The sequence below is a fragment of the Microcystis sp. M109S1 genome (assembly GCF_020247025.1).
GTDB lineage: Bacteria > Cyanobacteriota > Cyanobacteriia > Cyanobacteriales > Microcystaceae > Microcystis.
This window is the reverse complement of sequence record NZ_JADBRW010000464.1, coordinates 1-14,457: the sequence shown is the minus strand read 5'-3', so window position 1 is coordinate 14,457 and position 14,457 is coordinate 1. Positions and strand designations below refer to the sequence as shown.

Here is a 14,457-nt window from a genome sequence, read left to right as displayed (position 1 = left end):
GCGCTTTTCACTTTACTGAGGTATCAACAAGTTTTGCCAACAAAGGGTTTAAGCCCCTTGCCCATACCTCATTCTGATGAAAACTGCTATAAAGATAACTAACTAATTAACTTAAAAACTCACATCTGATAACTGATGACTTACCCACTGATAACTGATAACTGATAACTGATAACTGATAGGTGCAACGCTGGAAGTTCTCAGATGCTCTATTAAAGATCAAGAAAAGCCGTCGTAAAACGACGGGGTTTTAACCCAAATTTTCGATAACCTCAGATTTTTCATGATACAGATCTAATAAAGTCTGGTTATCCATTTCCTCCTCAAAAAATATCTCATCGGTCCCCACCACTTCCGCATTCTCTCGCAGTCTTTGAGATAGTCTCGTCCGTAGTTTAATAATTCTCTCCACTCCCTCCGCAGGTAAAAAGGAATAACAGAGAACCTGACTTGCTTTTTGACCGATTCTATCTACCCTTCCGGCCCGTTGAATGAGGCGAATAATTGCCCAGGGCAAGTCATAATTAACGATAATGGCACAATCCTGTAAATTTAACCCTTCACTGAGGATATCCGTCGCGACTAGGACTCGTATTTCTTCCTCCACTTGCTGAGAATTGCTGCGGGGACTAAAACGATGGACAATTTCCGCAGGATTAGGAGAGTTTCCCGTCACTCCCGCAATCTTATCCACTCCCCGATTTCGCAACTGAGTAACTAAATAAGTCACCGTGTCTGCAAATTGACTAAAAATTAACACCTTCTCTTGGGGATGATTTTCCTGTAACAGCTGCCATAACTTCTCTAGTTTTTCGTCGGTCTTTGGCTGCCAAGTCCCACAGGTCTGCAATAATGCTATTAAAGCCAAGGCATCGGATTGTAAGTCTTTTTTCAATGCGGGTTTAAAGACCTCGGTTTTAATCCACTGAAAGCGCTTGCGATAATCACTGACATACTTTTGATACACTTGTTCGGCTCTTTTTTGATACTCTTTTTCTAACCCGGTTATCCCCCCAGTGTCCTCGGTTTCTATACTGTCTTCTTCTCCATGAGTGACTAAATCCTCATCCAGATAACGAGTGTCTAACAAAGCTAGATCCTGACTCCCGATGGGAAGGGGTAAATTATTGGCCATGGCATGAAGGAAAATATAGTTACGGAGAATATGACGGTCAAGGGATTGTAGGAAAGCATACCCCCCACTCTCCAAACGTTTAAATAGATTCGTCCGACAAAATCCCATTAATCTTTTACCCGCGCGGGATAGACTTTTTAAGATAGTTTCCTCCTCTCCTGTCCCTTTACATCCTTTAATCAGATAATTTCCCAATCCGTAACGGGGTAACTTCAATCCGTTAAGAGTTATCACCACTGCTTCCGAATATAAACGCGCATAAACCGAGTCTTGTAGGTCAAACGTTATCGTCTTTAGTTGTCGTTGGGGAAGATATACCCTCGACCCATCGGCAAATTTTAGATACTTGCGACCCTGTTCGTCTTCTGTAGCATAATTATTTTTGATAAAACCGCGAGTCCGTCTAATCATATAGAGACGCATTAAGTCTCTCCAGTCGTCGGGAGAGTCACTTTTTTCAAAGGCAGCTAGGGACCTAACCGGAGATTGGTGTCTGCGATTAAATTCGATTTCTCCTCCCAGAGATTCCAGTAGTCTTTCGGGACGAATTCCGAGATTAGTATCCTCTTGAATGAATAAACGCAGTTGATTGGACAGGTCAAGATAGTTTTTATTGTAGGGAGTCGCAGTCAAGAGAATACAGCGACTTTCATTGGTGTTAATGTACTCCTGTATCACCCGATAACGTTTACCCTCCCGATTACGCAGGTTATGACTTTCATCGATAATTACTACCCGATAGCGCCGCAGATTGGGTAATTCCTGCATCACCTGACTTAAGGGGATAATTTTCGCTCTTAATTTATATTTATGGCTGTAATCCTCCCACATAGTTAGGAGGTTTTTCGGACAAATAATTAAGATTTCTAAATCGTAGTCTTCTTGCAAAATATATGCTAGAATGGAAGCGATGCGCGTTTTTCCTAACCCCACCACGTCGCCAATTAAGACCCCACCGCGTCTCTGCACATAACGAGCGGCAATTTTAATGGCCGATTTCTGAAAATCTAGTAAGTCTTGGTCAAACTGTCGTGGAATTTTGTATTCTGCTAAACTTGCCCTGGCTTCAAAGGAAAGATGGTAAGCTATTTTTAAATAGATATGATAGGGAGAAATCAGACTTTCTCGCGCCCAACTTTGGTTAATCACCTCGACAATATCCGCAGAAATATCTAAAGACCAAGTATCTGACCAACGATCATTAAACCACTTTTGTAATTTGGCACAAGCATCGTGGTCAAGGACATCAATATTTAATTCTCCCTGCTGTTGTAATCCCGCAAAAGTTAGATTACTGCTACCTAAAAATCCCACCGTTGGATTATTGACATCATCTCGATGAATAAGGTATAATTTAGCATGGAGATTATAGCGCAAAAATAGGCGAATTACTAGCTTACCCGCTTGAATTTGTTGACCCAAACGTTGCAAAGCTGCCTGATCGCGGTTGCTAGGATTCCCCCAAGTTAATTGCTGGCAAAAATCCTGAACAATTTGTTTTTTTAAACGAGCGGAAGTTGCCTTATCTATACCATTTGATCTATGCAATAAAGACAGGGATTGCTGTAGTAATTCCTGGGGTGCTTTCTGCATACCAATCAGGAGACGACAACAGGACAAATCACCACCGAGAAAGTGATCAATATAGGTGTCTATGGACTGCCAACCGCGCAAATTAAAATAACCCACGCAAAAATCAGCGCGTTGGGCTGCTAATAAACTTTCCTGTAAAATTGGCAATAAATGGGACTCAATATTATCAAAAATGCGCGGCATATTTTTAATTGGTTATGGTGGTGGGTTACGCGTTGTAACCCACCCTACTGATAACTGAATTTATTTACTTAATCCAAACAGTTTTAACATTAACAAATTCGCGAATACCTTCGACACTTAATTCCCGTCCAAAACCAGAACGTTTAATACCCCCAAAGGGTAAGCGAGGATCGGATTTAACCATACCGTTAATAAACACACAACCGGCCTCAATTTCGGTAATTAAACGCTCAATTTCTTCGGGGTTATTCGTCCAAGCGCTAGAACCTAAACCAAAGGGACTATCATTAGCTAAAGCGATCGCTTCCTCGATATTTTTGACTCGAAATAGTAAAGCCACCGGTCCAAAAAATTCCTCTTTTTCCCCCGGAGAACCAGCAGGAATATCGGTTAAAATCGTTGGTAGATAAAAGTTACCTTTTCCCTCTAAACGTTGACCTCCCACAAGGACTTTACCACCCATAGCGACAGTTTTTTCCACTTGAGCGGCAATTTCCGAGACGATCGATACCGTGGCCAAAGGACCGATATCAACAGTTTCATCGAGGGGATCACCCACTCTCAAAGCTTGGAATTTAGCCACTAATAACTGTTCAAATTGAGCGGCGACAGTTTCCATAACAATAAACCGTTTAGCGGCGATACAAGTCTGACCATTATTTAACAATCGCGCCGTCACTGCCGTAGCCGCTGCCGCCTCGATATCGGCAGTATCTAAAACGATAAAAGGATCACTACCTCCCAACTCCAAAACCACCTTTTTGATCTGTTTTCCCGCGGCGGCTGCTAAACTCATCCCCGCCGGTTCACTACCGGTTAAAGTGGCGGCTTTTACCCGTTCATCGTTAATTAAATCACTAACGCGATCGGCCCCGATCAAAAGAGTTTGAAAAGCGCCTTCGGGAAAACCGGCTTCTAATAAAATTCTTTCCACCGCTAAAGCTGATTGGGGGACATTAGAAGCGTGTTTGAGTAGGCCGACATTTCCCGCCATTAAAGCGGGGGCAGCAAAGCGAAATACTTGCCATAAAGGGAAATTCCAGGGCATAACCGCTAAAATTACCCCTAACGGTTGATAACGGACAAAACTGCGACTAGCATCGGTGGCAATCAGCACATCTTCCAGATAACCAGCGGCATGATCGGCATAAAAACGACAAACCAAGGCACATTTGAGGACTTCTGCGATCGCTGATTTGATTGGTTTCCCCATCTCTAAAGTCATGGTTTTAGCCAATGTCACCTGATCCCGTTCCAAAATATCTGCCGCTTGCCGTAACCACTGTCCCCGTTCACTGATGGGGGTGCGGCGATACTGCTGAAAAGTCGCGTCAGCTAGGGCCAATTTCGCCGCCAATTCCTCCGAGGTTAGAGGGTTAAAAGTCTTGAGAATTTCTCCGGTGGCAGGGTTGACTGAAGCGATACCCATATCCCAATTGTCTCCTATCGAGGGCTATATCTCTAGTTTAGTTCTCCGGTTGTCCCGCTGCTGACATAATTCGATCGCTAATTGGATTGCCGCTTGCATACTCTGGGCCCTAGCGATACCAAGACCAGCGATATCAAAAGCCGTCCCGTGGTCTGGAGAGGTGCGAACAAAAGGTAAACCGATGGTAGTATTAACAGCACAGTCAAAAGCCATTAATTTCACGGGAATTAAGCCCTGATCGTGGTATAATGCCAGATATGCGTCGGCGGGTTGCCCTGCACCGCTAAACCAAGCGCGCCCCGGTTCCACCCAAAGCGTATCGGGGGGGACAAGGCCGATTAATTGGGTTTGCGGGTATTGCTGCCCCATTGACTCCAACCAAGGCTGTAACCAGTCCTTTTCTTCCCTTCCCAGCTTTCCCGCTTCGCCACTGTGGGGATTAAGGCCGGATATGGCGATTTTTGGGCGATCGATGCCGAAATCTAGCTTTAAAGACTCGATCAATAGATCTAGTTTTCGGGTCATCAGATCGGGGTTCAGGGCATCGGGAACTTCTCGCAGGGGGATGTGGGTAGTGGCGAGGAGAGTCCGTAAGTCGTAGCCGGTGTGAGGGGATTTAGCGACGAATAGCATCCCATAACGGTTAATTCCCGCCATGGTAGCCAAAACCTCCGTTTGACCGGGGAAATCATAACCGGCCAACTGCCAAGAGGATTTAGCGATCGGACCGGTGACAATACCGTCAAATTCGCCCTTGAGGGTGCGTTTTATGGCTTCTTGCAGGTAAAGAAAGCTAATTTCACCACTATGGGCATCCCCACGCCCGAAAACGATTTTTGACCGGTTGTAGGGCAAATCGATCAGAGAAAAGCGATCGAGGAGATGGGGATCGTGATAGGCTTTTTCGAGAAGCGTTCTGGTGCCGATTAGAGTAATCTGACAACTGGACGAGATTGAGGAATCGGCGATCGCTTTTAACACCACTTCAGGGCCGATTCCGGCGGGATCACCGACGGGGATAACTAGACGGGGAATAAAATAGGCGGATTCCATAAATTTTGGCCGTCAATATTGCTAATTCTCCCGATTAATCTCATCGTTGACAATTATCAGGAGGGAATAAATCAGTAAACAATTTTCAGTTTACTGTAATCTCATGGCGATAGATAGTAACTTTAGGCAAATTAAATTTTTTTAACTTTTCTGTTTTCTTATTGCCCAAATTAGCCAGATTGTTGTAAGCTTATGACCCAACTACAACCCGATATATTCGTCAACAATCGTCCCGATACCGATGGAGACGAGGAAGAAGACTACTTCGATTATTTTTATGATGAACCGGGGAGTGAACCGGGGACATTAATTATTGAACCGGATGCCAAACCCTCGCGGATTATTTTAATCGACTACGATGAAGATAACGCCATTCGCAAGATGGATATTACCCCCAATGCTTGCGCCCCCTATATTGGCACAAATACCGTGTCTTGGATGGATATTCAAGGGTTAGGTAGTGAGACGGTTTTAAAACAGGTGGGAGAAATTTTTAATCTGCATCCTTTGTTATTAGAAGATGTGGTTAATGTGCCGCAGCGACCGAAGTTAGAGGACTATAACAATCAATTGTTAGTGATTTCTCAGATGGTGCGACTGAAAGAAGATGAAAGCGGTTTTGATACGGAACAGGTGAGTTTTGTCTTGGGAAAACGCTATCTTTTAAGTTTTCAAGAGGAGGAATTACAGGACTGTTTTGAGATAGTGAGAGATCGAATTCGCACTTCCCAGGGACGAGTACGGAAATCGGGGGCGGATTATTTAACCTATTTATTATTAGATACGATTATCGATGGTTATTTTCCCGTGGTAGAACACTACGAAGATCGGATTGAAGCGTTGGAAGATGCGATTATTAGTAATCCCGATCGAGATACAATGCAGGAAATCTATGATGTCCGTCGGGAATTATTGGCACTGCGTCGCTTAATTTGGCCGATGCGAAATGTCCTACATCTACTCATGCGTGACCATCATGGTATAGTCAGCGATGAAGTACAAATTTATTTTCGGGATTCCTACGACCACGTCATTCAAATTCTGGAAATTATCGAAGCTTATCGAGAATTAGCGGCGAGTTTGATGGATGTTTATATGTCCACTATGGGCAATAAATTAAACGAAATTATGAAGTTTTTAACCGTAATTTCGACGATTTTTATTCCCTTAACTTTTATCGTTGGTGTCTATGGCATGAACTTCGAGAATATGCCAGAATTAAAAGGAGAATGGAGTTATTTCATGGTCTGGTTAGTCATGTTAGCCGTAGCGGGAGGCTTGATTTTCTACTTCTGGCGCAAAGGTTGGTTTAAACCAATTTATTCCCTTAAAGAGGAAGCAAAAAGTTAGATAAAGCAGTTATCTTAATAGTGAGATAGGAAGTTTTCCTTTTGGGGAGACAGCCTTGAATCAGTGATCAGTGATCAGATGCGAGTTTTCAGTTCACTGATTACTGTTTACTGTTCACTGTTCACTGAAAATACTTCCCACACCCGACGACAAACTTTTTCAGCCAACCCTAATTATTCGACCACAAATGCGAGGATTTGGCCTTGGTAACTGCCGAAGCGAATCTGTAAACCGGACTCTAGGGGAACTTCTTGGTTATGTACCTGTTTCCAGTGGCCATCTTGGTAGATAAAAGTACCAAAACGGGAGAAATCTTCGAGAAAGTATTGATAGTCTGGATAATCGGGTTTTTTACGGCAAATTATCCGACAATGGTTTTTACTAACCCATTTTTCAGTAATCTGTAGATCATTTTCCATGTCCCGTCCTATATTCATGCCACCACCACGGATTGACCATTTTCTTTCGGGACGATCGAGATAGTACAAGAAAGCGGCGGGCATGGTTCCGGAGACATTGGGCATAACCGTCGGTGATTGAGTCTCATCAAGGGTTTGCAGCAATTGCCCGTCGAATTCCGGGTGCATATAGAGAATCGGCAAAGTCCAAGCGGGTTGATTGTACTTGTAGAGGGTTAATAACTGCTGCCTGGCGATACGAACGGCCTGATCAATAGGGACTCTCGAACCGGGAAACAACTTGGACATCTGCGCTTCTTTGTCTTTGAACCCGAAGAGGGTGCGGGTAAAAACTTCGATAAAACTCAAGGCCTCTCGATCAGCGATCGCATCTCGCATGGCCAAAACTGCGGGAACGCCATGGTGAATCAAGACTTCCGCCAGACTGCTGCGGGGGATCATCTCCTGACCTGATTTAGCGGGATAAGCACCCCAACAGGCATTAAAAACCGTTAAAATAACCTGATTTCTCACCAAAGCTTGGGCTAACTCCGTCCCGTTTAGCTGTTCCCCCGGCCGCAGAAATAGGGAACCGCCATTGGGGGCGGCCATTCCGTGACCGGCGTAGAAAAAAGCTTGATATTTACCCGTATCCAAGGCCCTGGTCAGTTCTTCGGCCTGCGGTCGAATTAAGGTATCGACTTTGACTTTCACTCCCCAATTCTGGAGGGAACTACTGCCCCCAGGGGAGATAGCCTGGATGAGATTGGCGGCCTCGGATTCCAGTGCCTGGTCGGAATTAGTTTCTCCACCCGTATTAATGGCGGTGAGGTTGAGGGAACTAGCGGCGGTTTTAATCTGTTTTTCGCCGATAACTAAGAGAATATTGAGACTATTACTTGGTTTTATCGGTGGCAGTGGGTCCACATCGCTGGTGGTGCGGCTAAAGAGTATATTCGGATGCAGAGATATGGCCTGTTTACCTGCTTGCTGCATAATTTCCCAGGGCAGCAGAATTAAATGGGGATTGCGACATTCCAAGCGAATTCGCAGGGGCTGATTTTTGCCGAGGGCGATTCCCTGACTTTGGGCGAAACTTTGACTAATTGATGCTTGAAATAACCATTGCCAGAGACTAATACCTAGTTTCTGCATTAATTGACCGCCATAACTGCCGCCTTCTCCCGAAAGAGTCAGTTTAGGTCGAGAATTTGCTTCTAATTGCTCTAACATCGGTAAGGTCGGCATTTTTTGCAGACAGAACATTTCCTGCCATGCCATCCATTCCGTGGTTAGACTCTCGGTCCATTCACAGTCATGATGCACATATCCCCCCGGTAGGGGTGCTTTCGTCACCCAACGGGCGAAATTATTACTCGTGGCTAAACTAGAGATGGCTAAATTTAGACTAGGGATGGCATCATCGGTCATTGTGGTTATTTAGAAGTCTATAGAATCTTATTCTAGAGGATTTCTGAAAGGTAAGGAAGGGTATTAAGTCACCAATAAACAACAAAGTTCGATAATTTTTGTTTGCAAAGTTGCCAAAGGTTCTGCACCCCGCTTGAGACGATATTCTAATTCGAGAAGTATGGGCAAGGTGGCCAGAAGTTGCTTAGAAGAAAAGGATTGTATCTCTTTGCGAATGAAATACAGTCGCTTGGGATTGGCAATTTCGGCGGCGGCGGCGATATTTTTGTCGTCTTTTTCTCCTTCTTCAATTTTTAATTTCACTATTGCCCAAGTGCGAAATTGACCCACTAGGGTGGCGGTGATACCCAGGGGGTTCTCGTTGCGATTTAATAATTCATTGACTAATTCTAGGGCCTTGCCTGTCTCCCGTTTTAAAATAGCACTGGCTAACTGTAAGCTGCTTTGATTGCTGGCATTGACTAAGCTTAAAATGTCCTTTTTGTCAATAGTTCCCGCCGAATTATTTTTAAATAAACGCAGTTTTTCTAACTCCATCCACAGCAAGCGGCTGTTATTTCCCACCGCTTCAGCTAAGAGTTCGATCGCATCGGGAGTTAATTTTACTCCCACTTCTTTGGCAATTTCCCTAACTCTTTGGGCAATTTCCTCGACTTTCCAAGGCGGAATTAGTTCAAATTCTTTAACCTCCGCCTGATTTTGGATAAACTTGCTCGATTTTAAGCGGGAGTCGGGTTTTTTGGCACTGGTTAATAACAGATAGGAATTTTCGGGTAAATTGGGCAAAGTGCGCTGTAATTCCTGGAAAATATCCTCGGAACATTGTTGACAAATAACCGTATCAGCTAACCAAACTAAACGATTTCCCATGCCGAAAACTGGAGTCATCGCTTGATTGAGGGCCTCGATAATTGCTTCATTGCGATCGCCATTAATTTTATCATAATTAAACTGTATCCAATTGGGATCGAGAAGTTTTGCTTGCAGATTTTTCACCGCTTGGTTAATAGCAAATTCATCTTCTCCCCAATAAAATATTGTCGGCATAAGTTTCTACTTATAGCAGTTATCTTGAGTTGTTACTATTGCCCATTTTCCCAAATTTTTACAGTTTTGTCAGCAATACCAATAATTAAATATTTACCATCGGCACTAATTACTAAAGATAACAGTTTGTCTGTGGGTTGATCAAGGGTTCTTAATTCCTCTTTGCTTGTTAAAGACCAAAACTTAATCGTTTGGTCTGAAAGCTTGTTTAATGTGATCAGCACAAGCAGCAGAGGATAAACCAAGAATTTCCTAATATTAACTATGGCTATTCATCAACACAGTTAAAGACGATCTGACTCGATAATTTTGAAAATTAATCAAAAAATAGACTCGATCGACCCCAAATAACGCACAATAAAAAAGGAAATGTCAAAGGAGAATCGCAAATGTTGCCCTATATCCTAGCGGTCGTTGTGGGATTGAGTAGTCTGTACCTCCTCACCACCGCTTTTATCGCCCCTGATCGCCACCGTCAAGATGATTTTCTCTGGAGTGCGGTAGGATTATTCTATGCCCTTGTCCTCTGGTTGTGCGCGGGAAGGATTACAGGTGCTATCCTCCTGGGACAAGTTGCCGCAGCCATTTTATTTATTGCTTTCGCTTGGCAAACTCTCAAACTCAGACAAGCACTTTTTTATCCCGACAAACCGGTTAAATTATTTACTATTGTCGGTTGGTTAGGCAATCGTCTGGGGAAAGTTACTCCCTCTCAATCCCCTAAAACTAAAGCTAAAGCTGAGAAAGTAGCGGCAAAAGTTAAAGAAACGGTTAAAGAAACGGTAGACCCCGTTATAGAAAAAGCGGCGGCTATCGGGGAAACTATTACAGAATCAGTGACAGAAATTGAGGAAAAAGCTCAAGAAACGGTGGACCCCATTATAGAAAAAGCGGCGGCTATCGGGGAAACTATTACAGAATCAGTGACAGAAATTGGGGAAAAAGCCGCAGAAATTATTGATGATGGGGAAACTTTCGATGATTTCGATGATTTCGATGATTTTGATTTGGCAAAAGAAGAGATCAACTCTTCCGAAAATCCCCCAGAAATTCCCCCGACTGAACCTGTCGCAAATGTTGAAGTCGAAACTATTGCTGTTAGCGAAACGGTGATTATTGAAGCTACCGAGGAAGATTTGCCCCCAGAAGAAACTATCGGAGAAGATACTCCCCCAGAAACTCGATCGCCAAGCGCAGAAAATCCCCCCTCATCGGATTAAAATTTAAGATTATTTAGCGGGTGGGTTAGGCAATAATTACCCAAGAAATTAACCAATTAATTTAAACTTTGCCCCCACCCAGTCAAACCAAGTTTAAAATGTGAATGGTTTTATTTTCCCAGTACACAGGGATAGAGCTTCTCGTTTTTCGGGACGATTCCTGAGATAATCTTCTAACCAAAGACAACCTCGATCGAGCAATTTTTGTAAATAATTATATTCCGTTTCTAAGGGCCATCGATGCTTTTGACCATCCCTAGCAATAATCACAATCTCTTGACTATCAGGACTAAAAGTGATCCCATAGACGATATCTTCTTCTATTTTAAACTCCGAGCGCAAATTTCCGTCCATGTCCCAGCGTCTAGCTGTACCATCCCTTGAAATAGCGGCGATTTTTTCACCATCGGGACTAAAACTAACTCCATAAACGGGAAAAGAATCGGTTTTAATCTCCTCGAAAAGATTGCCCTGTAAATCCCAAATTTTAATCTTTCCTCGAGCAGCCGTAGCAATTTTTTGGTGATCGGGAGAAAACACCAAATCATAGATAATATTATCATCGGCTGTCCAGGAATTAATTAATTGAGGCCGATAATTACTTAAATGCCAGTATTGAACTTTTCCCTCGCTTGTTCCCGTGATTATTGCTGTTCCCTCTCCATTAAAAGCAAGACTATAAATCGGTACTTGACTAGCAGTAAATTCTTGAAGCATTGTTCCTTTTTGACTCCAGATTTGTACTTTTCCATTTCTTCCTGTAATCGCTATCTGATTACTATCGGGATGAAAAGCTATACTATAGATTGAGCGCATTTTTGTGGCAAATTCTCTAAGTTTTTTCCCCTGGGAATCGAGTAAAGTAATTTGACCATCTTTATTAGCAATAGCGATAATATTGCCCTGGAAATTAATGCTAACACTGGTATTATCAGTCCTAGCTTGATTTAAATTGTTCAGTTGCCAAATTTTAGCCGTTTCATCACTCGATCCAGTTACCACCTGTTTTCCATCTTGACTAAATACAGCAGTAAAAACTGATTCTTGATGTCCTCTGAGAGTAGTTATTTCTTCCCCTTGCATTCCCCAAATTTTAGCACTACCGTCACTAGATGCAGTAATTAAAAACTGGCCATCAGGACTAAAATTCACACTGTTGACAAAATCTTGATGTCCCTGGAAAGTAGCTATTAAATTTCCCTGTAAATCCCAAATTTTAGCAGTTTTATCGGCCGCTGCCCCAGCAATTTTTTGACCGTCGGGACTAAAATTAACACTATAAAAAGCCTCAATATTTTCTTTACCTAAACTCAAGATAATTTTACCTGATAAATCCCAGATTTTAATCGTACCATCCCGGGAAGCGGTGGCAATTTTTTGACCATCGGGACTAAAACTAGCTGCATCTATCGATCTTTTATGTCCCTTAAATACCTGTAAAGTTTGACCTGATAAATTCCATAATCTAGCGGTTTTATCCCTGGAAGTGGTGACAATTTTTTGACCATCGGGACTAAAACTAACACTATAAACTGATTCTTGATGGTCAGGATAGGTGACTAAAATTTGCCCTTGCAAGTTCCAAATTTTGGCGGTTTTATCTTCGGAAGCGGTCGCAATTTTTTGACCATCGGGACTAAAACTAACACTATAAACTGCTCCTCGATGACCTGTCAAAGTTTGAATATTCTCACCTTTTTTATTCCAAATTTTTACCGTCCCATCTTGAGAAGCAGTGGCAATTTTTTGACGATCAGGACTAATACTAACACTATAAATAGTTCCCCGGTGTCCTTGCAGTTGGTTTTTTTCTTGAATGCGATCTAAAATTTGTTGTAGGGTAATAATGGGACTGGTAGCAGGATATTTACCTAGGGTTTGGTCATCAGTAACGATATTTTTTAAACTATTTACTGCTTGCATGGCCGCAATTAAAGATTCTAGTTGTTCAAATTGAAATTGTTGCCAATAACTATCACCCTGGCGCTGTAATTTAATACCTATTTGAGCGGTTTCTACTTGCTGCCACCCTTGTTTTACCTGAACAAAAGCTAAGAGAGAACCCAAAAGAGAAGCAATTAAAATTACTGAGCCAATTTTAATTCTCTTGGTGGCTTTTTGGTGAGCAATTGCTAAAATTTTATTAGCTTGCTTCTGAGTTTCTAGGCTAATTTCTGCCTCTCTTTTATCGAGATTTTGACTAGCAGTTAAAAACTGATAATCAAGATTACTTAAGCTTTTCCCCTGAGACCAATCGAGGGCATTATTTAAAGCTTTTCCGCGTAAAAGCCGCGATTCATCGGTATAATTAGACTGTTGCCAAGCGGCAATCGCTTCTGAGTAGGGACGCAATTGCTCTAATTGTTTTTCCACCCAATTGAGATTAAATATTTCTCGATAAATAGGATTATAAACTACTAATTGATTATCCTTTTTTACCACTAACCCCGATAACCTTAATTCCCCTTGTTCTGGACTATCATCGCACAGGATTGCACCTTTTTCTAAAATTTGTTGATAGATGCCTAACAAACGACCCGCTTTGTCTTGATTTCTTAACAAGCGATCGGCAATAGTTCGCAGATGAACTGGTTCATCATGAGATTCCCAATTATTAATAATTCTCTCTTTGATCAGCGTCTCAATATCTAAATTACTTTCCAGCAATAGCTGACAGATTTTCTGGGTTAAAAATGGCTGTCCTCCCGTCCAAAAAATAACTTTTTCTAACCAGTCGGGTTGATAATTACTTTGACCGGATAATCCCGCGGCTAGAGGAGCAATTTCTGGAAGATTAAATCCTGTTAATTCGATCGCCTGGCCGATATTAAAAGATGTTTGGGTCTTTTCGCGAATTAAATCTGCTGGGGTAGCAACACCGAATAAAGCGAAAGTAATTCTTTCATACTGGGCATTTTCCGCTCTTTGGTTATAACAATAACGAATCAGGGAAAAAAAGTCATCTAGAGAAAACTGTAAACTGAGAATTTTATCGATCTCGTCGATAAAAATATATATTTTCTCTCCCCGACAATAAACTAATAAAATTTCCTCGATAAATTGTCCCAAACGCTGCACGGGAGGTAAATCCTCTCGCTCGCGCAACCAGGATTTAAGATTAATTTTTCCCGTCAGATTAAATCCTAAAAACAAACGGGTAATCACCCCGTTATACCATTGGGATAAATTATCATTACTACCAAGACTGGTTATATCTACCGCCGCACAATCCATGCCCGATTGCTGTAAAATATGAGTCACTCGTACCCTTAAACTGGATTTACCCATCTGACGACAGTTAAAAACGTAGCAAAATTGACCGTTTTTTAACGCCGTTAACAGTTCTCGATCGGCATTTCTCTCGATATAGGTAGGATGGTTATAGGCAAGACTACCCCCAACACGATATTGATAATTCATTATTCTTAAACAAAATTATTTCAATGTCACCAACGCAAATAAAATAGACAATTGTGATTTATCGAAAATTTGGGTTAAAACCCCGTCCTTTTAGGACGGCTTTGTGTTAAACTGATTGGTAAGCGGAAAATCAGATGTGTAGTCGTGACACGCGAACTGACCGTTGGACAAAGGCTAGTGTCACCAACCCATTTCGGG

At 42.3% G+C, this 14,457-nt stretch carries 9 protein-coding genes; 2 read left to right on the top strand and 7 right to left on the bottom strand.

The features are described 5' to 3' along the window. Nucleotides 1–250 precede the first annotated feature (250 nt). The 3 genes from IM322_RS22810 to pdxA form a co-directional block, all read right to left on the bottom strand. Nucleotides 251–2,911: a helicase-related protein gene (locus IM322_RS22810; RefSeq protein ID WP_287676210.1), complete on the bottom strand. Its 2,661-nt coding sequence runs from the start codon at nucleotides 2,909–2,911 to the stop codon at nucleotides 251–253. A gap of 64 nt (nucleotides 2,912–2,975) precedes the next feature. Beyond that, nucleotides 2,976–4,340 (bottom strand): NAD-dependent succinate-semialdehyde dehydrogenase, encoded by a 1,365-nt coding sequence (locus tag IM322_RS22805; protein ID WP_287676211.1) that lies wholly within the window; start codon nucleotides 4,338–4,340, stop codon nucleotides 2,976–2,978. 24 nt (nucleotides 4,341–4,364) lie between these two features. Continuing rightward, nucleotides 4,365–5,393: a 4-hydroxythreonine-4-phosphate dehydrogenase PdxA gene (pdxA, locus tag IM322_RS22800; protein ID WP_286824048.1), complete on the bottom strand. Its 1,029-nt coding sequence runs from the start codon at nucleotides 5,391–5,393 to the stop codon at nucleotides 4,365–4,367. A gap of 192 nt (nucleotides 5,394–5,585) precedes the next feature. Between pdxA and corA the strand changes: the two genes are divergently transcribed. Then, nucleotides 5,586–6,743: a magnesium/cobalt transporter CorA gene (corA, locus tag IM322_RS22795; protein ID WP_287676213.1), complete on the top strand. Its 1,158-nt coding sequence runs from the start codon at nucleotides 5,586–5,588 to the stop codon at nucleotides 6,741–6,743. A 173-nt stretch (nucleotides 6,744–6,916) separates the two neighbouring features. On the opposite strand, the gene IM322_RS22790 is transcribed toward corA, so the two are convergent. The 3 genes from IM322_RS22790 to IM322_RS22780 all read right to left on the bottom strand — a co-directional run bounded on the left by IM322_RS22790 (nucleotide 6,917) and on the right by IM322_RS22780 (nucleotide 9,843). Then, a complete protein-coding gene (locus tag IM322_RS22790; protein ID WP_287676215.1) occupies nucleotides 6,917–8,572 on the bottom strand; it encodes a CHAT domain-containing protein in 1,656 nt (551 codons plus the stop codon). 63 nt (nucleotides 8,573–8,635) lie between these two features. Further along, a complete protein-coding gene (holA, locus tag IM322_RS22785; protein WP_287676216.1) occupies nucleotides 8,636–9,619 on the bottom strand; it encodes a DNA polymerase III subunit delta in 984 nt (327 codons plus the stop codon). 35 nt (nucleotides 9,620–9,654) lie between these two features. Beyond that, on the bottom strand, nucleotides 9,655–9,843 hold the full coding sequence (locus tag IM322_RS22780) for a WD40 repeat domain-containing protein (RefSeq protein ID WP_287676217.1): 189 nt from the start codon (nucleotides 9,841–9,843) through the stop codon (nucleotides 9,655–9,657). Nucleotides 9,844–10,008: 165 nt separating this feature from the next. On the opposite strand from IM322_RS22780, the gene IM322_RS22775 reads away from it, so the two are divergent. Next, complete coding sequence (locus tag IM322_RS22775) at nucleotides 10,009–10,839, top strand: Ycf66 family protein (RefSeq protein WP_287676218.1); 831 nt, start codon at nucleotides 10,009–10,011, stop codon at nucleotides 10,837–10,839. Between the two features lie 93 nt (nucleotides 10,840–10,932). Here IM322_RS22775 and IM322_RS22770 read toward each other — a convergent pair whose 3' ends face one another. Further along, a complete protein-coding gene (locus IM322_RS22770) occupies nucleotides 10,933–14,259 on the bottom strand; it encodes an AAA-like domain-containing protein (protein ID WP_287676219.1) in 3,327 nt (1,108 codons plus the stop codon). Nucleotides 14,260–14,457: the final 198 nt, after the last annotated feature.